Source organism: Leptospira langatensis (genome assembly GCF_004770615.1).
In the GTDB taxonomy this organism is placed as follows: domain Bacteria; phylum Spirochaetota; class Leptospiria; order Leptospirales; family Leptospiraceae; genus Leptospira_B; species Leptospira_B langatensis.
On sequence record NZ_RQER01000002.1, the window covers coordinates 65229 to 90138 of the forward strand.

The 24910-nt window shown below is 45.4% G+C and carries 17 protein-coding genes; 9 read left to right on the forward strand and 8 right to left on the reverse strand.

All coding sequences use genetic code 11. From position 1 onward, the window contains the following. The first annotated feature begins 3 nt into the window (after window positions 1-3). A complete protein-coding gene (locus EHO57_RS03160) occupies window positions 4-1407 on the forward strand; it encodes an LA_2168 family protein (protein ID WP_135642816.1) in 1404 nt (467 codons plus the stop codon). Then, window positions 1404-3152, forward strand: a complete 1749-nt coding sequence (locus EHO57_RS03165; protein WP_246050500.1) for a phospholipase D-like domain-containing protein — start codon at window positions 1404-1406, stop codon at window positions 3150-3152. Before EHO57_RS03160 ends, EHO57_RS03165 begins: the two co-directional genes overlap by 4 nt. Here the strand turns inward: EHO57_RS03165 and EHO57_RS03170 are convergent. Then, entirely contained in the window at window positions 3132-4463 is a 1332-nt protein-coding gene (locus EHO57_RS03170) for an O-antigen ligase family protein (RefSeq protein ID WP_135642820.1), read from the reverse strand. The genes EHO57_RS03165 and EHO57_RS03170 overlap by 21 nt on opposite strands. A 130-nt stretch (window positions 4464-4593) precedes the next feature. Between EHO57_RS03170 and EHO57_RS03175 the strand changes: the two genes are divergently transcribed. After that, window positions 4594-5889 (forward strand): glycosyltransferase, encoded by a 1296-nt coding sequence (locus EHO57_RS03175; protein WP_135642822.1) that lies wholly within the window; start codon window positions 4594-4596, stop codon window positions 5887-5889. Here the strand turns inward: EHO57_RS03175 and EHO57_RS03180 are convergent, their stop codons facing one another. Further along, window positions 5890-6948, reverse strand: a complete 1059-nt coding sequence (locus tag EHO57_RS03180) for a glycosyltransferase family 9 protein (RefSeq protein WP_135642825.1) — start codon at window positions 6946-6948, stop codon at window positions 5890-5892. Further along, complete coding sequence (locus tag EHO57_RS03185; protein WP_135642827.1) at window positions 6945-7547, reverse strand: DUF4254 domain-containing protein; 603 nt, start codon at window positions 7545-7547, stop codon at window positions 6945-6947. Before EHO57_RS03185 ends, EHO57_RS03180 begins: the two co-directional genes overlap by 4 nt. A 129-nt stretch (window positions 7548-7676) precedes the next feature. Between EHO57_RS03185 and EHO57_RS03190 the strand changes: the two genes are divergently transcribed. After that, window positions 7677-9431, forward strand: coding sequence for a patatin-like phospholipase family protein (locus EHO57_RS03190; RefSeq protein ID WP_135642829.1), 1755 nt, complete (start codon window positions 7677-7679; stop codon window positions 9429-9431). A 1-nt stretch (window position 9432) separates the two neighbouring features. Here EHO57_RS03190 and EHO57_RS03195 read toward each other — a convergent pair whose 3' ends face one another. From EHO57_RS03195 to EHO57_RS03215, 5 genes are all read right to left on the reverse strand, one after another. Then, a complete protein-coding gene (locus EHO57_RS03195; protein WP_135642831.1) occupies window positions 9433-10062 on the reverse strand; it encodes a nucleoside phosphorylase-I family protein in 630 nt (209 codons plus the stop codon). 3 nt (window positions 10063-10065) lie between these two features. Next, on the reverse strand, window positions 10066-11994 hold the full coding sequence (locus tag EHO57_RS03200; RefSeq protein WP_135642833.1) for an AMP-binding protein: 1929 nt from the start codon (window positions 11992-11994) through the stop codon (window positions 10066-10068). Window positions 11995-12000: 6 nt separating this feature from the next. Continuing rightward, a complete protein-coding gene (gene argC / locus EHO57_RS03205) occupies window positions 12001-13011 on the reverse strand; it encodes an N-acetyl-gamma-glutamyl-phosphate reductase (protein ID WP_135642835.1) in 1011 nt (336 codons plus the stop codon). A 125-nt stretch (window positions 13012-13136) separates the two neighbouring features. Beyond that, a complete protein-coding gene (gene recA, locus EHO57_RS03210) occupies window positions 13137-14225 on the reverse strand; it encodes a recombinase RecA (RefSeq protein WP_210410000.1) in 1089 nt (362 codons plus the stop codon). 273 nt (window positions 14226-14498) lie between these two features. Beyond that, entirely contained in the window at window positions 14499-15338 is an 840-nt protein-coding gene (locus tag EHO57_RS03215) for a hypothetical protein (RefSeq protein ID WP_135642839.1), read from the reverse strand. A 67-nt stretch (window positions 15339-15405) separates the two neighbouring features. Here EHO57_RS03215 and EHO57_RS03220 point away from each other — a divergent pair, with 67 nt between their 5' ends. The 5 genes from EHO57_RS03220 (at window position 15406) to EHO57_RS03240 (ending at window position 24909) form a co-directional block, all read left to right on the forward strand. Continuing rightward, window positions 15406-15879, forward strand: a complete 474-nt coding sequence (locus EHO57_RS03220; RefSeq protein ID WP_135642841.1) for a hypothetical protein — start codon at window positions 15406-15408, stop codon at window positions 15877-15879. Between the two features lie 3 nt (window positions 15880-15882). After that, on the forward strand, window positions 15883-16305 hold the full coding sequence (locus tag EHO57_RS18900; RefSeq protein ID WP_135642844.1) for an HIT family protein: 423 nt from the start codon (window positions 15883-15885) through the stop codon (window positions 16303-16305). A gap of 52 nt (window positions 16306-16357) precedes the next feature. After that, on the forward strand, window positions 16358-17740 hold the full coding sequence (locus EHO57_RS03230; RefSeq protein ID WP_135642846.1) for a TldD/PmbA family protein: 1383 nt from the start codon (window positions 16358-16360) through the stop codon (window positions 17738-17740). Continuing rightward, window positions 17740-19077 (forward strand): TldD/PmbA family protein, encoded by a 1338-nt coding sequence (locus EHO57_RS03235; protein WP_135642848.1) that lies wholly within the window; start codon window positions 17740-17742, stop codon window positions 19075-19077. Before EHO57_RS03230 ends, EHO57_RS03235 begins: the two co-directional genes overlap by 1 nt. Window positions 19078-19218: 141 nt before the next feature. Then, a complete protein-coding gene (locus EHO57_RS03240) occupies window positions 19219-24909 on the forward strand; it encodes an alpha-2-macroglobulin family protein (protein WP_246050503.1) in 5691 nt (1896 codons plus the stop codon). The last annotated feature ends 1 nt before the right edge of the window (window position 24910 follow it).

A 24910-nucleotide genomic window follows, 5' to 3' on the forward strand; every position in this document is an offset into this window, starting at 1 on the left:
TGTATGAAAAAGATCCCAGCTCTTCTGATTTTCATTCTTGGGATAGAAGTATATTCCCAAGATCTTTCTACCCCAAAACCTGGATTGAGATTTAATTTCCAGTGGATTTTGTTCAAGGACCAAGGAAGGGAAAAAGATCCAAAAGCAGATCTTGCGGATCGATTCTCAGGAACTGCGCAACCTTTAGGCTTCGGCTTTATTTATCAAAAAGAAACGAATGTGTACAGAGTCCATTTGGACTGGGTGGCGATCAAGGGTACTAATGAGAATCTTTTCCTTCTTCCTGGAGAGAATAGTTACCTTGGACTTCTAGGCAAAGGCTTTCTTTGGGCTATCGGAAGAAGGTCCGATCCAACACCTTTTCCAGCTTGGAGTTCTTGGAAGGACGGAGTAGAAGGTGCCTTCGTTGAGAACTTGGATCCGGATCTCAAGATCCGATTCGATCTTTTGGACTTGTACAGAGGATTTCCACTTTGGGAGAACTCTTGGTTGCGATTGCAGGGAAGAGAGCAGTTCCTGCCAAAGGAGGCTTCCGATACCTTAGTCGGCAAAAATTCCACTCCAGATCCTTCCTATCAATCCAGATACAGGGCAGGGTTTTTGATCCAAGGAAACAGGGAAGATCGTTTCGTTTATCTTTTCCAAGTGCGTTATTTGTCTTTGGGAGATCTAGGAAGGTTCGGTGAGGACAAGAAAGAGTCCAGGTCCGGCAAGGAAGATGGAGATAAGGATTACTTGGTGGAATGGAAGGTCGGACTCGGATTCCTCTGGAAATACGTTTACCTTTCAGCGGACCTTTTTCTTTCTAGAGGGATCGATAAGACTGCCTGGGATCCTGCTAGACCGCAAAGATCCCTTCCGATCAGCGGAGAAGCGGTTCGATTCGATCTTGGAGTTTATCTCCAAAATGCAAGAGTTTCGTTTTTCGGATTCTTACCCAACCAAGAGAAAAGAAAGGCAAACGGTCAGATCTTAGAACTTGGATTTGTGGGAATGGGAGCTTCTCCGATTTCCAATCCGATCTTGCAGCAGATCTGGGGATTCTATCCTTCTAGTTGGGTGACTTCGTTCGGTTTAGAAAGAGAAGAAACAAAATACCCCGGCAAACGACCAGCCTCGCTTCTGGGTATTCGTAGCGAATGGAAAGAGCATGGACTTCTTCTTGGGATCCATTTCAGCTATATTTCTTTCCTGAAAGAAGAGGGATCTTCTTCCGGAGCTTGGATCTTTTCCAGAAAAGGGATCGGTCCTTCTTTCGTAAGAGAAGGAGGAGTGAGCCTTGGGTGGATCCCGGAAGGAGAGTCTGTTCCGGTTGCCCAAATAGAAGTAGGTGGGTTCGAAACGGACGAATCCATCGGGATCAAGAACTGGTATCTTCTTCTGCAAGTGAGAGCCATATGGGAATGAAGAATATTCTCAGTCTTTGCTTTCTTCTTTCTTTCTGTTCGTTGAACGGAAACGACTTCGATCCTTTAGGGGCAGAGGACTATTCTCCTAAGGCATTCTTCTCTTATCCGGGTAGATTTGTTCCGGAAGGAAAGAAGAGAAATGTCCGAGACGAGATCCTAAGATTGATCCGAGAAACAAAACATAGTATTTATATGCATGTGTATTCCTTGGACGATCCGGAGATCGAGAAGGAGTTATTGCTTGCTCATTCTCGCGGAGTTCTATTGGAGCTAATGGGAGAATTGGGAAAGAAGTATCCGAGCTCTCTTCTTCCATTTTTGAGATATTGGGATGGTTCCGGTCTGCAACACAGCAAGGTCCTTGTAAGCGATCATAAGATCGTTTTCCTGGGAACTGGCAACTTTACTTTTTATGGTTTGGAAATGGATCATAACGGATATATCGAGTTCCTTCTCTTGCAAAGAGATTGGGAGAAATTCCATTCTTTCTTAAGAGAAGAATATCCGTTTTCCACCTTAAAGCTGTCAGATCTGGAATTGATCAACTCTCCTAAGGACGGGTTTCGGATCCAGAACCGTTTATATGATGCGGCTCTTTCTTCTCAAAACAGAATCCGATATTTGATCTTTGATCATTACGATCCTGTCTTGAGCCTGGGAATGCTCCGGTCGAATGCGGAAGAAACTCTTGGTGTCTATGATCGTCCCTTAGATCCCGAAGGAAGGTTTCTTTCGTCTATGGACCGATTTACGATCAAAGAAGATGGGAATGAGGACATATTAGATGATACGACTCCCGGAAAGGGAGGACTCCTCCATCATAAAACAATGATCATCGACGATCGCGAACTATTGACCGGTTCCTATAATTATTCTTTGAGCGCGAGGGATTCGAATCGAGAGATCTTGGTTACGACTAAGAATGCAAACTTAGTCTCTGCCTTTAGAGACGAATGGGAAAGAGTGTACAGAAAATCCCAAGGAATTCCTTCTGCGGGTTCGCTTCCTTCTTCCAATACGTACCGACTGGATATTGAGAATGGGAGGGTTTGCAAGAATGGAATAGGAGCGGGAGAAGTTTTCTTGGACATTGGCTTTTCTTGGCTGCGATGGATCCAATTCTATCGCTTCTCGGAGTTGGATACTTGCAAGTCCTTGCAATCCTACGAATCGATCAGTTCTAGGTTCTTTGGCGGGAAGTCTGAGTTTCCGAACGGGAGCTTGGATCTGGGAGCAAGGTTGCTAGACCGTTCCGGTACATTGCTTTCGAGTTCGTATCCTTCTTCTGATATGAATGAATTGAAAGAAGTGATCCGAAAGCCGGCTCTATTCTTGAAGCCGGAAGTTCTACTTTTCTCCGAACCTGCTTGGGTCTTTGATACTTCTAAAAGTATTTCTAATTGGGTCAATTCGCAACCACCGATCCAGGCTTGGATCTTCCATCGAGGCAAATTACCGAAGAGATCCATGATACAAAAGGAAGGTGATGTGTATTCTCTTTCCCAAGGTTTGGACACTAACACAGGAGTCATCCTAATGGAATACCGGGATTTTGGTTTATATTTTTGTTATAAATCTACGAACGATTCTCTCGCTTGGACAAAAGAGCTTCTACTCTCTACACTGGATAGCCAGAGAGGAGAATGGAAAAAAGAGGAGTTCCCAAATTCTTGGATCGAATTCTTTGCAGAGCCTGGATTTCCTTATAAAAGAAAAGTGGATCTATGCGTGGTCGGATCCTAAAGGCTCGGTTTCCGTTTTGACGAATAATCCCAGAAGTAACCAGAATAGGATCACCACCTCGTCGTCTTGGAAATAGCATTGGAATAGTCCGGAAACGAAGAAGCCGAGCAATCCGTAAAAGAAAATAATTCTATGAAATCCTTGCTTGGACTGGAACGAAAAGAATACCAGGGCGCCAGCTAACGAAAGATAGAGGAAGGCCGCCGGCAACCCAAAGACGGATGCAAGATGAATATAATCGTTATGGGCGTGTCCTCTTTGGGTGACCTCGTAGAAATAAGCGAGCTCCGGATATTCTTCGGAGTGAGCGGTCCTGACCCGATCGATCGCTTGGTTATAGTTTCCAGGTCCGACCCCAAGGATAGGATGTTCTTGGATGAGAGGAAAGCTTGAGTCCCAGATAAATGTCCTTCCGGAATCTGTATGCTTTTCTTTTCCGAAAAGAGGACCGATCACTTTTTTTCCTGCGGGACTGATCGCAAGTGCTGTCCCTAGTACAAGTACTAGTCCAAAGAATGCAATTCCTCCTTTGACTAAGAAGGATTTAGGTAATTCTTTTCTGAGAAAGAATAGATGTATTCCTGCGAATAGAAGTGTGACTCCTGCTCCTATCATACTGGATCGAGCCTGGTTGAGTAAAAATACAAGAACATAGAATATCAGAAGCATCCCTGTCCAAGCGATTTTCCGAATATTCCCTTCTTGTAATGCTTTTAAGAAGGAGAAGACCGCGAAAGCGGAGAAGAATTGAAGTAATCCGCCAAAGGTCAAGTGGGTGTTCATGAGTCCTATGGAGATATAGAGAGGAACGGAAAAGACGGATCCTAACGGATGAGTGAATTTATAGGTATGGGACTCCCTGTACAGATCGCTGATCAACCTGGAAAGTCGCACAGGAGTAAACCCTCCGATCAATCCTGTTAGGATGAGAAGAAGAAAGAGCCAGAAAAGTGCCGAGAAAAGTCTTGGAACATCTTCTTTCTTAGTAAATCCCACAGAGAGAAATCCAAAGAACAAAAAGAAATCCTTCAATTCCCCATTCCAGGCAGAGCGAAGGCGAGTCTGATTGTCCGGATCTAAAGCAAGATGTAAGGCGAATACGATCCAATACCAGAGAAACAATGCCAGAGAGATCCGAAACAGCCCGTGTCTTGGAAAGATCTCGTCGAATCGTTTTTCTAAAAGAAGACTCGATAAGCCGAATAGAAAGGAGAGAACCAGAAAGCCTTGGCTCAAACTCACAGAGACTCCAATCAAGGGAAAGGTAGCTAGCAAACAGAATAGGTGGGCTTTTTTCAAAAACTCTTTCATCGGCTATGTTTTCAGGAGAGGATCTAACTTCTGGATTCTTTGTAAATTCGATTATTTTTGGCAAATATACTTAGAATGGAGTGGTAAAATCCATCTTATACGAGAGATTGGTTTCGCATTAGGAACTAAGATGAAGATCCTTTATTTTTCCGACACCTTTCTTCCCAAAATCGACGGCGTGGCGATCTCCATGCGAAATTTTGCAGAGTTACTCGCCGAAAGAGGACATGAGTTCTTGATCTGCTGTCCTAGATATGGCGAAGGCGATTTTGAGAGAATGGGCGAAAGGATCAGAGTCGAGAGATTCAGGAGCGGTTATCTTCCCAGCTATCCGGATATCAAAGTGGTGCTTCCTTCTCCTTCTAAGATCAAGAGGGCAATCAAGGAATTCCAACCGGACCTAGTGCATATTCACACTCCAGGCCTCATGGGAGTCTATGGGATCAATGCCAGTGAGAAATACGGGATCCCGAGTATCGGTACCTATCATACGCTTATGTCCGAGCAGGACATGTACCTTTCCTTATATCGTCTCTTGAAGTTGGATAAACTCTTTATGAGAATAGGAAAGTTGAATAAAAAGATCAAGGTCAAGGATCTGCTCAAATTCGAGAAGTTCGATAAGTTCAATATCCGTAAGAAGATCATTTTAAAGATCACGAATAATTTGTACGATCGCTGTGATCTCATCATTTCTCCCTCTCATTTGATAAAGAAGCAGTTAGAAGAGTTCGGTTTGAAGAAACCTGTGGCGGTGATCTCTAACGGTCTGGATCTTTCTCAATTCAAGGGAACGCCTAAAACCCTTTCTGAGAATCCGAAATTATTGCATGTAGGTAGGATTTCCTACGAGAAAAACTGCGATGTGGTCATCAATTCGTTCAAACTGATCTTGGACAAGATTCCTCAAGCGACACTTACGATTATCGGGGACGGACCGGCTCTTCCTTCTTTGAAGCTCCAGGCTCAAAAGCTTGGAATTGATAAGTCTATTATGTTTACCGGATTTATAGATAGAGCGGAACTTCCTCAGCATTATCCGAATTTCGATCTATTCCTGACTGCATCGACTATGGAAACCCAAGGACTTGTGATCCTGGAAGCGGTTGCCTGCGGACTTCCTGCGGTGGGAGTGGACTCCTTTGCGATCCCGGAACTCGTGCACGATGGAGTGAATGGATTTATCGCGAAGCCTTTTGACGTGAAGGATATTGCGGAGAAGGCGATCCGTATTCTGGAGAGTCCTGAGACCTATGCGAACTTCTCCAAGGAATCCTTAGTGATTTCCAAGAGCCATGAGATGAAAGCTTGCGTGGATAAAATGGAAGAGGTCTATCGGTCGGTAGCCTCGCAAAAAGGCAAAAAGAAGAAGAGATCCCTTCTGAACACGATCTTCTCCTTGGATCCACTCGGGATCCTAGGCTGATCAGAAAAGCGTATTGATATTCTTGATGACGTTGATCCTCTTGATCACGTCTTCGGGAGTGATCCTTTCCATGCAGGCAAAGTCTTTTCGATAGCAGGTAGTATTTCCATAGATGCTACAGGGTCTGCAAGGTAGATCTTCGATCTGCAATACTCCCGTGTCTTCCTGCCCAAAGGGCGCAAATCCGGAAAGAGGATGAGTGGTCCCGAATAATGCGATCACTGGTCTCTTGAGTAATGCTGCGATATGGATATTGGAAGAATCCATTCCTATGATCACATCCATTCTTTCCATGATCCCCAATTCGCCTCGGATCCCATACTTGCCTCCGGAAACGATTGTGATCGTTTGATCCCCGTTTCTCCATTCTTCCATGATCGAAGCCTCTTGGGAGGAACCGAATAGGAAGATCCGAACGTTCGGAAATTCTTCTTTCAATAATCTTAATAGAGCAATGCTTTTTTCCAGAGGCCATTCTTTCAGTTTATGACCCGCAAAAGGTGCGTACCCGATCCAAAGTCCTTCCTTCTTATCGATCTTTCTTGAGAGTAAGAAATCCTTGGCATAGATCTTGGATTCTGGATCCACATTGATCCAGGGACCCTTTCTGACTGTAGCAGGATAACCTGCCTTCTCGAAGACTTTTAGATAGCGATCGACCGTATGAGGAAGTTTTCGTAAGACCTTACGATTCTTTCGGATCTGACGCATCTTTTCCCTTCTTCCTTTGATGATCTGAAAGACCGGGATCCCTCTGAATCGGAAGAATAAACTGATGAAGCGGGAGCGAACACTGGAATGCAGGTCCACGATCTTTTCGTAAGGACCGAGTTTATTCAATTCTTTGAATAAACGATAGAGCCCGGTGAGGCCCTTGTATTTCTTGAGATTGATCCCGATCACATTCACATTCGGGATATTATAGAAGAAGGGAGCGTAATTCCCGCGGGTGACCACGGTAAGTTGTATATTCGTATATTTTGCCGCGACCGCGATGAGTGCAGGGGCCATAAGGGCCACATCTCCCATCGCAGAAAAACGTAAAACGAGTAGATTCATGCCTGCTTCGAATATAAAGAAGGATTCAGATTTTTATCGTTGTACATTTTCATTTGTCTGTACACCTTGTAGAACTTATCACCTTTGGAAAGATCGTCCATAAGTTCGTCCAAACAGACCGATAGATCCTTTCTTTGTTCCAATAGGACAGAGAGTTTCTTCTTACATGTTTCGATATGTTCCGGACTTGCATCCGTTCTTCTGGTTTGCTCATCCATATGATAGATCTTGAGCTCCAGGATACTCATTCTGTCGATCAGCCAAGCAGGGGTTTCCGAATTCATTCTTGCGCTCGGTTTTCTTATCACAGACTGGAACATGGCGGAAATTCTGTCGTCAATCTGCTCGACCAGATCCGTTCTTTCCTGATTGAGAGCATCGATCTTGCGTTTGAATTTTACCAGTTCCGAGTCCGGGAGGTCGGGTCTTCTGATCTCGTCTTCCACATGCCATTGGATGGTATCTATTTGGTTTTTCTTATAAAATAGGAATTCTAAGGAGGAGTCCGGGTAGGGATTGGTGGAGGCGCTTTCTTCTTTATGCCAATCCTGGACGGATTTCTTAAATATCTCAACCACAGCGGCCGAATCTAACATCATCGGAGCTAGAATTTACTCAACAGACCAAAAATCAAGAGGATTTCCTGATTGTTGATCCGTCGCCTAATACTAGAGTTCGTTCTTAGATCCGCTTTACAAAATAAATTTCCTAGGTAGGATTTGACCCGCATGAAAAAGATAGTCCCTCCGGAAGCCTTACAATTCTTAGCATCCATTCCCTTGTTCAAAGGACTACCAAGAAAAACGCTCGTTCTACTTTACGGTCATATAGAAGAAAGAAACGTTCATAATCACACCGTTATTTACTATAAGGGAGAGATCTCCAAGGAGCTATACCTCATCCGTCACGGAGAGGTGATGATGTCTCTTGGAGAAGCTGGCAAGACGGTCCGCTATCTGGGAGAGGGGGATGTATTCGCTGAGAATAGCGTGCTCACTCGCTCGGCTCATACCGGATCTGCGACTGCGATCTTGGATACCTTGCTGTATGTGATCGACGGGGAATATTTTCTAAAGCTCGCGGGAAAGGAGAGGATCCTTTCTCAGAATCTAATGAGACTGATGGGGATCCGAATGAGAGAGGTCATGGAGGACCCCTTTAACAATTCCTATTCTCCTCGAAGATTGGTCTGCCATATACCGATCGAGGAAGTCACGGATTTTAAGGTGCATCTGGATTCCATTGTGGATCATGGGCGGAGATCCCATGACGGGCAGATCTCTTTGGTGCGAATGGATACTTTCAAAGGAAAGTCCGTCGCTGAAATGGTACGAGCCATCTCTCAACTCAGAAAAAAATATGCCATACTCCATTTGTATTTTAAGGGCCCTGGACTCATCCCGGAGCTGGACAAGCTTGTACAACAATGCGATCAGATCGTGTTTTGGGAGGAGAACCCGGAACGCAATCTCAGACAGAAGAATGAGATCCTGGATTATTGGCATCCTCGCATCCGGAATTTTTCAGGAAGGACATCTCGCATTCTCGTTTCTGAAAACGGATTGCAAAAACACCAAGAGTCCGCAGACCAAAAGGTCTTCTATAAGGGAGAGACCTTTGCAAGATACCTGGTCTCTAAGACGAGAGGATTGGCCCTTGGCGGAGGAGGAGCTAGAGCGCTTGCCCATGTAGGATTACTCAAGGTACTAGAAAGAGAAGGGATACAATTCGATTTCGTTTCCGGTTCTTCTTTTGGAGCGGTGATCGGAGCACTGTATGCAAGAGGAGAGACAGCGGATTCCATCTTCAAGATGATCGGAAAATTCTTCGGTGGGATCGAGATGCCATTCGATCCGACGATCCCGCTTATTTCCTTCTTCAAAGGGAAAAGAATGCTTCGGATGTTAAAGGATGCGTTCGGTTCGCAGCTCATCGAAGATCTAAAGATCCCTTTCGCTACTTCCGCAGTGGATTTGCATAGCGGACAAGAATATGTAATGGACCAGGGGCCTATTTGGGAAGCGTTAGCCTCTGCTATGAGCCTACCGGGAATGTTTCCCCCGATCTTCAAGGGAGATCATTTGCTTATAGACGGAGGAGTGTTGAATAACGTTCCGGAGAATCTGATTCGCAGAAAAGGTGCAGATGTGATCCTCTCCGTAAACGTTTCTCCTCTTCGAGACGAAGGGATTGTTCGCCTCTTAGAGGACAGAAAGGTAACCGGAAAATCCTTCTTTAAGAATCTATGGGAAGATATCAGTTATCCTCCGATCCTTAAGATCATGGCTCGAGCTATCACCTTGGAGGGAAGGGAGATCACAAAACTCAGAAAGGAGAAGATGGACCTGTTCATCAATCTTCATATAGAGGAGTTCGCATTTACCGATTTCGGAAAATATAAGGAAATTATAAAAAAGGGAGAGTTGGAGACCGAAGCGGGAGTACCGGATATCCGAAAACTATTCTTTCCTTCGGAAAAATAGTTCAGTCGGAGTGTAAGATCCTTTCTTGGAGACGGTCCGAGTGCTTTCTCCAAGAAAGTTTCCATTCTTCGCTCCCTTTGGGACCTACTTTATTTGTGAGAGCGTAGATCGCTCCGAAAGGAATGCCCAGGGTCTTGCAAACTTTCGCAAGTCCGAAAGCTTCCATATTCTCGAAGCCTATGCCTTCTGTTTTAATTCTTTCCAAAGCCCTCGGACTTAGGTCTTCCAGGGTGACGGAACCGGTTCCATTCGTTGCTAATTCCAGAAACTCAGGACCTGTAAACGGAAACTCAAAGTCGGGGAAATCATACTTCAAGTTCATTGAATCTGGGATACGGACTTTCTTGTCCAAATAAGCGATCTCATAATTCACGAATAAACGAGAGATACCGAACTTGCCCTCCCAATCCTTTCTAGGCACGGAGGAATAGACACCTGCAGAACCGACGCTGATGACCGCCTTCGGTCTTGGGGTATCGTTTTGGGAAAGATATTTCTGAAGATTGATCGCAGCCTCCAGATCTCCGACCCCCGTTTCGAAGGTCCAGATCCCAGAGTCCGATTTGAGTTTATCGATTTCGCCTGAGAAGGCCCCGCAGAAGAGAATATCTTGAAAATTCGGATGACCCATGGATTAAGCGAAGATCGTTTGTATCAGATCCGCATAGAGTTCTGCAACCTTATTTCTCTTCACTTTCATAGTTTCCGTAAGTTCTTTTCCTTTTTCGAACTCCCGATCCAGAAGCCTGAAATCGCCTAATTTCTCGAAGACTTTGAAACCGTTCTTATCGGAGATCGTATCTCGGAGAAGGTCCTTATAGAATCGGACTACTTTCTGGTCCTTGACTAGTTCGGAATGAGAAGAAGGAAGACTGACACCTTGGGAAGTAAAATGTTCCTTGAGCTTATTGAAATCCGGAACGATCAGAGCTGCCAGAAATTTCTGGTCCTGCCCCACGATCACTGTAGCAAGGGCCCAACCCGTCTCCAGTATCTTGCCTTCGATCGGTTCTGGCTCTACATTCTCTCCGGAAGAAAGAACGATCGTGTCCTTGGCCCGTCCTGCAAATTTCAATTCGCCCGTTTTGGTCCAAACGAAAAGATCTCCCGAATTAAACCAAGCGTCTGAGAAATTAGCCTCCGTTAGAGAAGGATTCTTATAATAGCCTGCAGTTACATGTGGACCCTTATGCCAAGCGATCCCTTTTACTCCCGGCTTGGAGACGACTACTCCCTGTTCATCCACAAGTTTAATATGTGCCCCGGGAAAGACAGGACCAATGGAACCGGTCTTAGGAATCGGAAAATCACCCAAGGCGCCCATTCCGGTGGTTTCCGTCATTCCGTAGGTTTCTATGATAGGAACTCCTACGGAACGAAAGAAGAACTGGATCTTAGGGGGCATGGCGCCGGCGCCGCAAAACGCGAAGCGTAGCCTTCCCCCAAATAGAGCCCGTACGGGCTCTAATACTTTCTGCGCCAGAATATTCAGAAAAGCGAATATAGGAAGAAGGGCAACGGAAACGAATTTATCGGTGAGAAACTCTTCCTTATTCCCATCCTTAGTTTCCGAGAAATTGCCTGTTACTGTATCCAAAAGGGAATTATAGAATTCCGCGATCCGGACCGCATTAGAAAAGATCGCATATTTTAAAGGAGAAGTCTTTGCTGCCTTATCCCAGATCCTACGATACAAAGCTTCCCATACCCTAGGAACGGAAACAAGAACGGTGGGCTTGATGATCTCGAAATCCCTGGTCAACTGTGCCACATTGGAATACGCGGAAGAAGCGCCCATAGAGAGAAGGGTGGTCTCCAGGATGCGCTCCGCTATATGCCAGGGAGGAAGAAAGACAACGATCCGATCCGAATAATTTGCGGGAACGAAATGCTGCAACTGGTCCACTGTCCAAGTAAAGGAGCGATGTTTGAGCATTACTCCTTTCGGGACCCCAGTGGTTCCGGAAGTATAGATAATGGTGGCAAGATCTTCTTGAGTTAAGGACTCTCCGATGGAATGCAATTGCGCCTTTCCTTTCTTAGAGATCCAATGGCGTCCTTCCGAGATTGCGGTTTCGAGATCAATAAAATGAAGCTTGGGTCGAGAAGCCTTGGTCGAAGCTAAAGAAGGAAAATTGCTTTCTGGTTCTATGAGAACGATCGTCTCTAGGCTTTTGAGCCTGTCTAAGACCTTTTCCAGTTTTACGAGTACCTGTTCCTTTTCAATGAAAGCGATCCTTGCTTCTGTATGGTCCAGGATATAAAAGATCTCTTCTTCGCTCGCGTCGCAACCTCTTGGAACGTCGGCTGCTCCGGCGCTCATAATGGAAAAGGAGCATAAGGCCCATTCCGTTCGATTATCACAGAATAGACCGATCTTATCTCCCTTATTTACATTCTGAATGCGAAAGAATGCGGAAAGCTCCTCTAATCTAGAAAACCATTCCGAATAGGAAATCCCGGAGAAACTTTTGTGAGTCTCATCCCAAATCCATTGGAAGGGCCTATCCTTATAATGGATACAGGAGTCCCGGACCAAATGGTAGATGCTTCTCTTTTCCATTTTAGATTAGATCAGTCCCAGGGTTTCCTTTTCCCCGAGCATTAGGTTGATGTTCTGGAGAGCCTGGCTCGCCGCACCCTTCATTAGATTGTCCAAAGCAGAAACGATGGTAATATTCTTTCCTCTGACCCTTGCGGAGATATCCAAGAAATTGGTCTGATTTACTTTTGCTAGATCGATCTCTTCTGGAGTTTCGCGGATCCGAACGAATGTTTCCGACTTAGAATTCTCTTTTAAGGTCTGCAAGATAGGAAGATCTTCCGATTCCGCTTCTAAGTACATCGTAGAAAGAATTCCTCTATATACAGGAAGAAGATGAGGCACGAATAAGATCTCAGGATGAGAAAGTCCCGATCCAGCAAAGCAATACTCCTGTATCTCCGGCTCATGCTGGTGGGTTAGGATCTTGTAGGCCCTGAAATTCTCATACACGCTATTAAAGGAGAAGCCACCATCCTCGACCCTTCCGCCTGCGCCGCTGATCCCTGACTTGCAGTCCGCTACGATCCTTGCTCGGACTTTCTTTCTGAGATCGCCTAACAGATAAACGGCCAGGATCACAGAAGTGGAAAAGCATCCCGGGTTCGAAACGAAATCCGCTCCCTTTAACTTATCCCTAAAGATCTCAGGGATCCCGAATACTGCCTTGTCGGTAAGGGAGAAGCTAGTATGTTTGAGTTTATAATTCTTTTCGAATAAGGACTGATCATGCAATCGGTACACTCCGGAAAGATCTATGACCTTATGGCCTTTGTCCAAAAATTTCGGAGCCAATTCCAGGGAGGCTTCATTCGGAACGGCAAGCACTACAAGGGAACCCTTTGGCACCTCATCCTCATGTCGCTTGAAGATCAGATTCTCAGGAGAGATCAGGTCAGGAAATACTTCCGATAGAGACTTGCCCGCAAGCTTGTCGCTTGTGATATGAACTGTTTTATACTTTGGATGTCTCGCGATGAGCCCTAGTAATTCTTTGCCGGTAAAACCGCCTGCTCCTATAATGCTGATCTCTGACATTTAGTTTCCTTGGAAAGGGATGGGTTTGGTGCAATACTGGAAAACCGGACCAGTCTTGGAATAAAAAAACGCCGGATGAGTTTCATCCGGCGGTCAATGGTTTCTAAAAAGAAAGCCAGTAGTAATTAACCTGCTGCTTTTTGAGCTTCTTCGGAAGGGGCAGCATTTGGAAGTTTCCCATCCGGCGCTAAAGGAGGTAATCCATTCAGATCGCGAACCATATTCTCTATTTGGAACGCAATTTCTGGATTTGCTTTTAGGTATTCCTTAGCGGCTTCTTTTCCTTGGCCTATCTTCTCGGTATTATAAGAATACCAGGCCCCGGATTTACTAATAATGTCGTGTTTTACCCCTAAGTCAACGAGAGAACTTTCTCGACTAATTCCAGTGTTATAGATTATGTCGAATTCAGCCTGGCGGAAAGGAGGTGCCATTTTGTTTTTTACAACTTTTACACGTACCCTGTTTCCAGTAGCTTCTTCCTTCTCTTTTAAGGTTTCGATCTTCCGAATGTCCAATCGAACCGTACTATAAAACTTTAATGCGTTTCCACCGGTGGTCGTTTCGGGAGAACCGAACATGACTCCGATCTTCATACGGATCTGGTTGATGAAGATGACCACAGTCTTGGACTTGGAAATCGTTCCAGTCAGCTTTCGAAGTGCTTGGGACATAAGTCTTGCTTGCAGACCCATATGGGAATCTCCCATATCGCCTTCGATCTCCGCCTTGGGCACCAATGCCGCAACGGAATCCACAACCACGATATCGATCGCATTGCTTCGGACTAGAGATTCACAAATTTCTAAAGCTTCCTCTCCGTTATCTGGTTGAGACACCAGGAGTTCCTCTAGGTTCACTCCCAATTTCTTAGCGTAGGCAGGATCCAAGGCATGTTCCGCATCTATAAAGGCTGCCACTCCACCTTTTCTTTGAGCCTCTGCAATGGCCGAAAGGGTAAGTGTGGTCTTTCCGGAAGATTCCGGTCCGTAGATCTCCACGATCCTTCCTAATGGATAACCCCCGATCCCAAGTGCGATATCCAGATCTAAGGACCCGGTAGGGATTACAGGTGCGACCGCACTTGCGGAAGCCGAACCTAGACGCATAATGGAACCCTTGCCGAATTGTTTTTCGATCTGGGTCATTGCCTGGTCGATAGCCTGGCGCTTGGAATCATCCAGACCCTGGGCTTCTTCTTTTTGCTTTTTCATGGACTCTTTAGCTCCTTCTCTTGCCAAGAACCGGTCCTCCTTACGTAATACTGCGCGTAATTTTTCTCGGGAACCTAATCTTATTATAGAAAGAAGTATATCCAGAGCCCGGACAAATTCCAGAGCGCTTAGAAAAAACCCTTCGATTCCCTGGGAAAAGTTTCTCTTCTTTGTTTCCTTATGTCACCCAAAAAACAAAGGCAAGGATGAAAAAAATACAAATATTTGTATAGTAAATATACTTGAAGCGGTTTTGGTCTATAGAAATCCGGCCTAATCGGATAGGAATTGGCCTTCTACCTTTTCCTTACTCCGTAAATAGGACGCTTCCGCCTTGCGACTCCTTCTGGTCTGGTCCCTTAAGAAGGTCCAGAAACGCTTTATATATAAGGAAAATATAATAAACGCGGAAACGATCAATATCACTTTAGAAAGAAGTAATGCATAGAAGGGGATGAGATTATGATTTGCAAAGTAATACAGCTCTGTTCCATTCTCCGAGATCTTCTTTACATCCTGTCTATGTTTCTTTTCCGTTTCGTAGTAAGCACGTATCTCTCTCATATCCAGATCCTTGATCGGAAAATCAGGAGAAGACTTGCTAAGCAGTAAGGCTCCCGATTCGGAATATAAGAAGAAGCTACCTTGGAGTTTTAATTCCCTCCATTTGGAAACAGGTTTATAAGGAAGGCTTTTGAACACATATCGGATCCTCAATTTAGGAGTCTCGAATTCATAAAACGAATCCGGGAAATTTCCTTTCTCTAAGAGAATAGTTTCCCATTCCCCTCCCGGAAGTTTGTATTGAACTCCTTCTAAGGTTTGCAGGTTCTGGAGCTGTTCTCTCAGTTTCTCCGTCTTTGCCTGTTGCTTGGAGCCTAAATCGGGAGAATTGGTGAGTAGGTAATCCAACATCTCCTCGGTTTCTTTTCTTAGTTCTTGTAGATATTCCTGGGACAAGACCTTTACGATCCTTTCCTCTACGAGAATCGGATGACCGGACCATTCTAAGAAGGAATTCCAAACGTCTTCGGGGGATTTCTCCGCCGAGAATAATGCCAAGGGAAAGAGTAGAAATAAAAGCGAGAAGAGTCTGCGTAAAACCTTTGACATAGGGGCCTTTGATCCTGTATTACTCAAACCATAATCGAAAACCCAAAACTGAAAAGCTTTAAAAAATATGAGTCTCCAAGATCTACACAAAATCCAAACTACCAAATCTTCCTGGCATGATTTCGTAGAATACAGTATCCGGACGCCGTTTTATACGGAGACAAAGGCCAAGACCCAATCCTTGGTCGAGGCGATCCAGTTGACCTTATTCCATGATTATCTCTCTACGTTCTCTGAAGAAGAAGTCAAAAAATTCCTATCCTCACCGGAAGCATTCCATGTCTCCGCAGAAAGTTTCGTAAATATCCTAGAAGGGGTTCGTTATTCTCAGGAAGGATACAACGAAAGAGAGAGGGCCATGTTCTTAGGAATGCTCAAGTCCCTTCTTCGTGAAAACAAACCCGATCCGAACGAGGGAGTGGAAGAATTGGAAAGATATCATTTCTATCGTTGCATCATTCGATTTTGTTCGGACCTGGATTATATCCTAAGGGTCTACGAAAAGTACAAGACCTATATTTCCCAAGGCTCCGGAGTCTGATCTTTGGCAGAAGCTTCCGATCCTTCTTTTTCTTCCGATTGTCCGATCTGCGGGATTATTTCCGGGAAAGAAATCCCAGGGCTAGTCCTCAAAAACGATTCTTTCCTAGTCCGTCACGCTCCCGCTGAGAAAAAAATCCCAGGCTATCTCTATGTGGAATTGATTTCTCATAAGGAAAAATACTCCGACTGGGACCCTAAAGAGTTCGCGGATCTAGGAGAAACGCTGCAATTCGCTACGAATTGGATCCAAGAGAGATTCTCTCCTCCGAAGATCTACACCGTCCTAGTTGCGGAGAAGGTGGCGCATATGCATTTTCATTTGGTGCCTCGATACGAGGAAACCAAGGGACCGGAGTACATTCGTTTGGCTCTAGAAGGTTTAGCGCCTGCGCCGGTCGGTATCACGTTCCCTAGATTCGAATGAGTCTAGAAAGGTCTTAGATTTACTCTAAAATAACTGTCTAAAGTAAAAGGTCATGAATCCATCCAATATAGAAACATTAATAGACGCAGGTCAGAAACGAAAGGCGGATTTCGTAGAGATATACGAAGAAGAATCCAGGAATTCCTCCATCGCACTCAGAGATCAAAAAATTGAACAGTCTCTGGCTGCAACCGATTATGGGATCGGGATCCGGCTCATTTATGGGACCGATGTATTGTACGCGTATACAAGCAACGACGACTTGGAACATTTACTTTCTTTAATCAACTTACTCGCAGATTCAAGAGGAGAAGGAAAGGTAGATCGCGGGACATTCACCTGGAACGGATCTTCTTCTAAGTATTCTTTTCCTGCGAAAATACATGATCCAAGAAAGATCCCCCCATTTCGCAAGTTAGAACTTTTGCAAACTGCAGATCGGATCGCTCGCAAGGTTTCTTCAAATATTATCCAAGTAGGTGTGAGTGCCTCCGATATCGTTACGAATGTTCTTATCGCAAATTCGGAAGGTCTGTATGTAGAAGACTTACGGGTCAGGAGTAGATTCTATCTTTCCGTGACTGCGGAAAAATCGGGAGAGAGATTCGTGGCGAGTGAATCTCCGGGTGCGGTCAAGGGCTTCGAATTCTTCGAAGGATTGCAGGTGGAAGAGCTCGCAAGAAGCGCCGGAGAAAGAGCGCTATTCATGTTGGATGCAGGTTATATCGAAGGAAAGAAAATGCCTGTGATCATGGGTAACGGTTTTGGAGGAGTGATCTTCCATGAGGCTTGCGGCCATCCGTTGGAAACCGAGGCCATCCGAAAGAAATCTTCTCCTTTCGTAGGGAAACTAGGAGAGCAGATCGCTCAGTCTTGTTTGACGGCGTATGATGATGGGACCATTGAGGACCAATACGGAACGATCCGAGTGGACGATGAAGGAATGCAGACACAAAGGACCCTTCTCATTGAGAAAGGGACCTTGAAAGGGTATCTGTCCGACAGAGTAGGTTCCCTGGAAACAGGAGTGCCTAGAACTGGGAGCGGAAGAAGGGAATCCTATCAGTATGCTCCTGTCTCTAGAATGAGAAATACGTATATCGCAGCCGGAAACGATTCCATGGATTCTATGTTGTCCTCTGTGGACTTCGGGCTGTATGCTAAGAGAATGGGCGGAGGTTCCGTGAACCCTGCCACCGGAGAATTCAATTTCGCAGTTGAGGAAGGATACGTTATCCGAAATGGGAAGATTGCCGAACCTGTGAGAGGAGCCACTCTGATCGGAAAAGGACATGAGATCCTACCCAAGATCTCCATGGTGGGTCAGGATCTGGAGCTCGCGGCCGGGACCTGTGGGGCTTCTTCGGGATCCATTCCTGTGACAGTGGGGCAACCTTCTCTAAAAGTGGACGAGATCCTAGTGGGTGGAAGATAATGGATCTAGAACAAGCAGCCCAGTTCGTTTTAGAAGAAGGAAAAAGGTATGGCCTGGATACCTTCGATCTGATCGCTACCGATTCGGAAGATATAGGCATAGAAGTATTCAAGGGAAGGATCACTTCTACGGAAACATCCCGTTCTAGAGGGGTTGGGATCCGTGTTCTGAATCATTCCCGTCCTGGGTATTCCTATAGTGAAAGATTCAGTAAGGAAGCCCTTTCTCAAATGGTCCGAGACGCCATGGACCAAACGGAGATCACGGATACATTGGATCTGGAGCTACCTTCTCCGAAAGATCTGCCGAATATCGATCTTAAGCATTATAATCCCGAGCTGGAAAAATTGGACTTCGCCTGGATGAGGGAAATCGGCCTAGCCTTAGATGAGGCCTCTTGGAATTCGGACAAGCGTGTGGAGAATGTTCCCCATGTAGGAGTAGGTAAGACTAGCTCCCAAAGCCTGATCGCAAACTCCAAAGGAGTCTTCGTAAAGAAGGAATCCAATGTTGCCTATTGCGGAACAGGTCTCGTGGTCGCAAATGGCGATATAAAGAAAATGGGAAGTTATTACCGCTCCGGTAGGGATATCTCTCTCTTCGATCCGAAATACATTGCAGAAGAAGCGGCTCACAGAGGAACGGAACTCTTAGATGCAAGACCTCTTGCAAGCGGAGTCTACTCCATAGTTCTCGGAAATCGGGTCAGTCCTCAGATCTTTGGGATGTTCTCTTCTCCTTATTTTGCGGATTCTGTGCAAAAGGGATCTTCTCGCCTGGTCGGGAAATTAGGAAAGGAGATCTCTTCTCCTATATTAAGTATTCATTGTGAAGCTCATATTCCGGATTATCCGGGCTCTAGGCTCATAGATGCGGAAGGGATCCCTACTTCTGCGGAGACTAAAGTATTAGAGAAAGGAGTTCTTAGATCCTTTCTCTATAATCTGGAATCTTCTAAGAAGGATGGTGTTGTTCCGACGGGCCACGGGGTACGTTCTTATTCCGGAAGAGCAGGAACATCCTTTTCGAATATGATCGTTCCTTTGGGAGAGAGATCCAAAGAAGAACTTTTGTCTTCCGATTCCCATTGCATCCTGATCCAAAAATTGGAAGGCGGAGCGGGTTGCAGTGCTGTCTCTGGAGAGATCTCCATTGGGATCCAGGGAATTTACTATAAGAATGGAAAGCCGGAACATGCTGTGGATCGGATCACTATGAATACTAACTATTTCGATCTATTGCATAAGATCTCTGGGATCTCCAACGAGTATTCCGATAGTTATTCTTCGATCAAAGTTCCCGATGTTCTAATTTCAGAGATCCATATCGCCGGATAATACTGAGTAGGAATATATTCCTTGGATTGCCTGGTTGCATTGCCGGGCAATTGTCCTATCTTTTTTTGGCAATTTCTTGCTTGCAGCCTTCTTTCCTTTTTGGGATGAAAGATCTCATTCCCGAAAGGAAAGGATTTCAACTTGCGACTCCGTTCTCTATTCTTCTGTTCCATTCTATTCTCGAATCTTCTTCTTGCCCAAAGTAGTTTCTCCCAAAGCTCCAAGGTGCAATTCAGTTTTTCACCACAAGGAGAAGTGAAGAATATCGGACAGGTCCAGGTCTTATTCAAGGAACCTATGGTCCCGTTAGGCGATCCGAAAAGATCTGTGTCCCCATTCACGATCGATTGTCCCGTTAAGGGAGAAGAGAGATGGGTCACCGAAACCGATTGGGTCTATGAATTCCCTCAGACCCTAGAAGGGGGAATTCGTTGCAAGTTCACTACCAATTCCATTAAGTCCCTGGCAGGAAATTCATTAGAGCCCGGAAAAGTATTTAGCTTTCATACGGGAGGTCCCTTGGTCACGAACGTGAGCCCGTACGAAGGTGCGATGATCGCAGAAGACCAAGCATTCGTGGTACAATTCGATAGCGAACCGAAACTTTCCGACGTGAGCGAAAAGGTCTACTTTGCGATGGAAGGACTTGGGAACAAGATCCCGATCCGCATTCTGCAGGGAAGAGAAAGGGAGAATATCCTAAAGGTCACTCGGGACGATCCAAAGTCCAAAAAAGTTTTCGTGATCGGTGCAAGACAACTTTTTCCTGCGGACGTTAAGCTGCGTTTAGTAGTGGAGAAGGGGTTACGTTCTTCTTCAGGGATTGCAAGTTCTTCCGATTGGGCCACCACTTTCCAGGTACGTTCCGCCTTTACTGCGACCTTGCATTGTGAAAGAGTGAATGCGAACGCGGGCTGCGTTCCGATCTCTCCCGTTTATCTTTCCTTTTCTTCTCCTATCAACAAGGCTTGGAGAAACCAGATCTTTATTAAATTTAAGGATGGCAAACTAGTCACCGCCAATAAGAAGGAGAGCGAGGATTCATACTATGAGGAAGAGTCCTCTTACTCCGTTTCCTTTCCGAATCCTCTTCCTCCTCAAAACGAGTTCGAGATCATTCTTCCTAAATCCATCACGGACGATATGGGAAGAAGTCTCCAAAATATGTCTTCCTTTCCTTTGAAGTTCCGGACGGACGAATATCCTCCTCTCGTAAAATTCTCTTCCGGCTTTGGGATCGTGGAGAAGTTTCCGGAAGCATTGCTTCCTGTTACTGTGAGAAATGTAGAAGCTCCCGTCATTGCAAAGCATTTGAATCCGATCGATCCTTCCGGAGAAGGAGAGCTCATCCATGAACAATGGGCGAAGCTAAGCGAGAAGGGAAAGGATTTTCTGGGCAACCTATTCGGACCCAAGCAGGAGACCAAGCCGAGCGGAAAATCGATCCCGGCAAGATCGATAGTCGTTGGTCCTTCCGACGTGAGGACATTGATGCGTTGGCTTGTAAAAGGAGAATCGGATGATCATCAGGTCTCCATTTTTTCCGCGCAAGAAACGAATGCTAAGAAATTCGGCATTCCTTCTCCCAATGGAGAAAAGAGATTCGAGGTGATCGGGATCCCTCTCAAAAAAAGCGGTTTGCATATTATAGAAATTGAAAGTCCTATTTTAGGCCAGGCCTTACACGAACAAAAGAATCCATACTATGTGAGAACCGCTGCACTAGTTACCAATCTGAGCATTCATTTTAAATGGGGGAAGAGTTCTTCCTTGGTTTGGGTGACTTCCTTGGACAAGGGCCAATCGGTAGAAGGAGTAGAAGTCGGACTATTCGATTGTAGAGGGAGCCAACTCTGGAAAGGAAATACCGATGCATCCGGAAGACTTCTCATTACTGAAAATCAATCCAGATTGCAGGCGCAAAATTGCGGGAATGAGGAACCTTTCTATAGCGGTCTCTTCTTGGTGGCCAAGAAGGGTGAGGATTTCTCCTTCTTGCATACGAGCTGGGATAACGGAATAGAGACTTGGAGATATAAACTCAGCCATGATTCCTACGACGCGGAGTTTAAGTATAGGACCATCCTAGACAGAACTCTTTTTAGAGAGGGGGAAACGGTCCATATGAACCATATTCTCCGCAAGACAGATCCCTACGGTTTTAGATATCCGAATTCGGACGAGATCCCGGATACATTGTACATCCAACACAATGCAAGCGGACAGCAATACGAACTTCCACTTCGCTGGTCGAATACGTTTACTTCCGAATCCACCTTTGCCATTCCCAAAGAAGCCATCTTGGGGGAATATTCTATTTATTTAAAATTCAAACTGAGGAACGGTTCCGAGAGAAAGATCTACTCCGGAGGATTTACTACTGCTCAGTTCAGGCTTCCTTTATTGAAAGGGGAATTGCAAGCGGACTCGAACCAACTCATCTCTCCTAAAGACATCCAGATCAGCGGCCAGGTATCCTATCTTTCCGGTGGAAAGGCAGGTTTGTTGCCGATCACTCTGAGATCTTCCGTTCAAAATACAGGAGGAGTGCATTTTCCTTCCTATCCGGATCTGGAATTTTCGAATGGAAGGACTAGTATCTCGAATTCTGCAAATGATGAAGAATCGGACAGCTCCGGGCAGAAACCTGATTTTAAGTTGATCCAATCCAAAACAGACGAGAATGGTTTCCTTTCGGAAAAGGTCTCTATCCCTAAAAAACTAGAAGGAGTTCGCTCTCTCAATTTAGAAATGGAATGGAAGGATCCAAACGGTGAGATCCAAACGATCTCCAGAAGTTTCAAACTCCTTCCTTCTAAGAATCTGATCGCGATCCAAAATGAGGATTGGGTGGCTGTGAAAAACAAGCTCAAGTCCAAGGTAATCATCGTGGATGCCTCCGGGAATCCTGTTCCGAGCAAGAAGGCGATCGTAAAAGCATTCTCAATTCGTTATATATCTCATCGAAAGAGACTCGTCGGTGGATTTTATTCCTACGATCATAGGAGCGAGAGAAAGGATCTAGGAGAAGTCTGTTCCGGTCTCACGGACTCCAAGGGAATTTTGGAATGCAAGGGTTCCGTCAGTCAGGCAGGACAATTGTATTTAGAAGCGCGTGTAGACGGAGAGGATTCCTACGCGAACACCTCTATCTGGATCGTGAATGAGCAGGATATTTGGTTCGGATCCACGGATCACGATAGAATGGACCTTCTTCCCGAAAAAAGAAAGTACGAGCCAGGAGAGATTGCAAAGTTCCAAGTTAGGATGCCTTTCAAGACTGCGACTGCACTCGTGACTGTGGAAAGAGAAGGTGTATTTAAATCCTTCGTGCAGACCTTGAGTGGCAACCAACCTGTGGTGGAAGTTCCGATAGAAAGTCATTATGGCCCGAATATATTCGTCTCCGTTTTAGCCGTAAGAGGTAGAGTGGATTCTCCTAAGGCGACTGCACTTGTGGATCTTGCCAAGCCAGCGTACAGAATGGGAGTCGCAGAGATCCAAGTAGGATGGAAGCCATACGAGCTGGATCTGACTGTAAGTACAGACAAGCAAGAGTATAGACCGAGAGAAAAAGCCAAGGTCAAGATTCGCTTATCCGAGAAGGACAAGGCCGTTTGGAAGGACTCCAAGATCACTGTGGCAGCGGTGGATGAAAGTCTTTTGGAACTAAAGCAAAACCTTTCTTGGAATCTTTTGCAGGCAATGATGGCACCTAGAGGGATCCAGGTACAAACTTCTACTGCTCAGATGTTCGTGATCGGACGACGACATTTCGGTTTGAAGAGTCTTCCGCCTGGAGGAGGTGGTGGACTTTCTTCCACAAGGGAACTTTTTGATACATTACTTTTTTGGAAAGCGGATATGGTCCCGAATTCCAACGGTGAGCTGGAGTTTGAGGTTCCGCTCAATGATTCTCTTTCTTCCTTTAAGATCGTTGCCGTGGCTGCCGGAGGAGCAAGCCGCTTCGGGACAGCTTCTTCTTCTATCCGGACGAGCCAGGAGATCTTGGCGTATGCAAGCGTTTCTCCTTTAGTAAGAGAAGGGGACAGGATCCAAGCAGGGATTTCTTTAAAGAATACCAGCCAGAAGCAGATCGATCTGAGCCTAAGTGTCAAATCGGAACCGGATCTGAAACTACAAAGGAAGAATGTCTCTCTTGGTCCGAATGCATCCGAGACAATCTATTGGGAATTCGAGATCCCGAGAAATATTACGGAAATCAAATATGAATTCGGAACGGAAGCTTCTTCTATCAATTTTAAGGACGCATTCGTCTTCAAACAGAAAGTGGATAAGCCGACTGTAGAGCAGATCTTACAGGCAAACTTTTATCAGCTAAGCCCCACTATCAATATTCCATTGCAAGAACCGGAGGATGCTGAACCGAACCGAAGCAAGGTGGAAGTATCTCTCTATTCCAGCTTGGTTTCCGGGCCGATCGAAGGGATCCAGAATTATATGGGACTGTATCCGTACAATTGCTTGGAGCAGAAACTTTCCAAGGCGGTAAGTGCAGGCAATGAGGCTAGCTGGAATAGTATCATGACGGATCTGCCCAAGTATATGGACTCCGACGGTCTATTGAGATTCTTTCCGGATTCGATCTCGTATGGGAATGTTCCGTTAACAACCTATCTTCTTCTTCTGTCTTCCGAATCGGGATGGCAGATCCCGGATAAGTCCAGAGATGCGATGGTCGGGGCCTTGCATCGATTCATAGATGGAACCCTCTATAGGACTTCTCCTTTGGCGACTACGGACACGTTGCTAAGAAAGATCTCCGCCTTAGAAGCAGTTTCCAAATTCGGGAATGTGGAAGCATCTAAGATCCGGGCCATCGAGACCGACCCGAACCGTTTGCCGATCGAGTCACTTATCTCTCTTCGAAATCTGTACAGACAGGTCAATTGGGATGCGAAGAAGAGACAAAGAGTGGATGAGATCCTTAGATCTAAACTTAGGATACAAGGAAGTTCCTATGAACTTACCTCCGATTCTTCCTATCTCTGGTGGCTTCTTTCTTCGAGGGATACTGTGACTGCGAGGTTCCTGAATTCCATCTTGAACGATCAAACTTGGAAGGAAGAAACTCCCAAGCTCTTACGAGGCTTCTTGAATAACACTAAGTCTGGGCATTATGATATTACGACTGCGAATGCATTTGCTGCACTTGCATTCAGAAAATACCAGAAAGAATATGAGTCTAATTCCGTTTCCGGAGAAGTAAGACTTTCTCTTTCTTCCCAATCCCAAAGTTTCGATTGGGAGAAGAAGGAAGGAAAACTACAGTTCGAATTCCCGAAAGGAAGATCTGAATTGAATGTGGAACAAAAAGGGTCCGGGCAGCCGTATGCATATGTAAAGACAAGTTCTGCTATTCCTTTGAAAAAGCCCATTCATAGCGGACTCAGAGTAGAAAAACAGATCACGGATCTGCAAGGCGCAACTAAGACTTCCTTCAAAGAAGGAGATGTGGTTAAGGTGAAGATCAAGATCAAATCGGAGTTTTCCGTCTCTTGGTTGGCTTTGAAAGATCCTGTACCTGCTGGTGCAAGTGTATTGGGTTCGGGCTTAGGAAGAGATTCCGCTCTGCTATCCGAGAGCCAAACTTCCTGGTGGGACAGTCCTTCTTTCGTAGAGAGAAAATTCGAAGGAGTGACCGCTTACTATGAGTATTTCTTTCCGGGAGAAATTACGTATGAGTATATATATCGGATCAATTCTCCGGGAAATTTCCGTCTTCCTCCCACAAGAGTCGAAGCTTTGTACCAACCGGAAGTCTATTCCGTGATCCCGAATTCGGATATCGTCGTGCAGTCGAACCGATAGT

Coding starts and splice junctions, on each gene's coding strand:
- argC (WP_135642835.1), bottom strand. CDS start 13,011: ATGTCAGAGATCAGCATTATAGGAGCAGGCGGTTTTACCGGCAAAGAA.
- EHO57_RS03165 (WP_246050500.1), top strand. CDS start 1,404: ATGAAGAATATTCTCAGTCTTTGCTTTCTTCTTTCTTTCTGTTCGTTG.
- EHO57_RS03235 (WP_135642848.1), top strand. CDS start 17,740: ATGGATCTAGAACAAGCAGCCCAGTTCGTTTTAGAAGAAGGAAAAAGG.
- recA (WP_210410000.1), bottom strand. CDS start 14,225: ATGAAAAAGCAAAAAGAAGAAGCCCAGGGTCTGGATGATTCCAAGCGC.
- EHO57_RS03220 (WP_135642841.1), top strand. CDS start 15,406: ATGAGTCTCCAAGATCTACACAAAATCCAAACTACCAAATCTTCCTGG.
- EHO57_RS03180 (WP_135642825.1), bottom strand. CDS start 6,948: ATGAATCTACTCGTTTTACGTTTTTCTGCGATGGGAGATGTGGCCCTT.
- EHO57_RS03160 (WP_135642816.1), top strand. CDS start 4: ATGAAAAAGATCCCAGCTCTTCTGATTTTCATTCTTGGGATAGAAGTA.
- EHO57_RS03230 (WP_135642846.1), top strand. CDS start 16,358: ATGAATCCATCCAATATAGAAACATTAATAGACGCAGGTCAGAAACGA.
- EHO57_RS03195 (WP_135642831.1), bottom strand. CDS start 10,062: ATGGGTCATCCGAATTTTCAAGATATTCTCTTCTGCGGGGCCTTCTCA.
- EHO57_RS03190 (WP_135642829.1), top strand. CDS start 7,677: ATGAAAAAGATAGTCCCTCCGGAAGCCTTACAATTCTTAGCATCCATT.
- EHO57_RS03185 (WP_135642827.1), bottom strand. CDS start 7,547: ATGATGTTAGATTCGGCCGCTGTGGTTGAGATATTTAAGAAATCCGTC.
- EHO57_RS03215 (WP_135642839.1), bottom strand. CDS start 15,338: ATGTCAAAGGTTTTACGCAGACTCTTCTCGCTTTTATTTCTACTCTTT.
- EHO57_RS03175 (WP_135642822.1), top strand. CDS start 4,594: ATGAAGATCCTTTATTTTTCCGACACCTTTCTTCCCAAAATCGACGGC.
- EHO57_RS03200 (WP_135642833.1), bottom strand. CDS start 11,994: ATGGAAAAGAGAAGCATCTACCATTTGGTCCGGGACTCCTGTATCCAT.
- EHO57_RS03170 (WP_135642820.1), bottom strand. CDS start 4,463: ATGAAAGAGTTTTTGAAAAAAGCCCACCTATTCTGTTTGCTAGCTACC.